We start from the raw sequence: 886 nt of genomic DNA, 5'->3' as shown, positions 1-886 counted from the left end.
CACCGTCCCTCCAGGCCGTCTCGGTGTGCGCAACGCGACACCACCGCTCTTGTCGAATCGATTCGGGGGCGCGTAGCGTGGCCGACGTGACGACGGAGCGCGCAGGAACGACCAGCCGGACGACCGCCCTCCCACCGATCCTGCCGCTCGCCCTGATCGTCGGCGTCTCGCCGTTCGCGACCGACATGTACATCCCGGCCCTGCCGGCGATCGCACGCGACCTCGGCACGACGCCCGGTGCCGTGCAGCTGTCCCTGACGGCGTTCCTCGTCGCGTTCGCCGTCGGGCAGCTGCTCGCCGGACCGGTGAGCGACGGCATCGGGCGGCGTCCGCTGATGCTCGTCGGCACGGCGGTCTTCGCCGTCGCCTCCGTCGGGTGCGCGATCGCGCCGGACGTCGTGACGCTCGTCGTGGCGCGGGTGTTCCAGGGGCTGGCGGGTGCGGCCGGGGCGGTCGCCGGGCGGGCGATGGTCTCGGACGTGGTCGACGGGCCGCGGATGGCGAAGGTGTTCGGGACCCTCGCGGCGATCAACGCGATCGGCCCCGTCGTCGCCCCGCTGGCCGGGGGAGCGGTGCTGACGATCGGCACCTGGCGACTCATGTTCGTCGTCCTCGCGGTGCTCGGTGCGGCGTTCTTCGTCGCCGTGGTCGTCCGGTTCCACGAGACCCTGCCGCGGGCGTTCCGCGGCGGGGTGGGCCTCGGTGCGAACTGGGGACGCATCCGCGAGCTCATGGGCATCCCGAGGTTCCGTGCGTACGTGCTGACCGGGGTGCTCTCGACCATCGGGTTCTTCGCGTACATCGCCACGAGCTCGTTCGTGTTCCAGACCGGCTTCGGGTTCTCCGAGGGGATGTACACCCTCGTGTTCGCCACGAACGCCTCGAT

Annotated in this window: 1 protein-coding gene; it reads left to right on the top strand. The window is 71.6% G+C overall.

Features of this window, described 5'->3' with window-relative positions; translation table 11 throughout:
- Positions 1-86: 86 nt before the first annotated feature.
- Positions 87-886 (top strand): Bcr/CflA family efflux MFS transporter (locus BIV03_RS12730; RefSeq protein ID WP_254790883.1); only part of this gene is annotated, 800 nt, incomplete at its 3' end.

It is taken from the genome of Curtobacterium sp. MCBA15_016 (genome assembly GCF_001865105.1).
Taxonomy (GTDB): domain Bacteria; phylum Actinomycetota; class Actinomycetes; order Actinomycetales; family Microbacteriaceae; genus Curtobacterium.
Note: the sequence above shows the minus strand (reverse complement) of the source record. Positions and strands in the feature narration are given on the sequence as shown.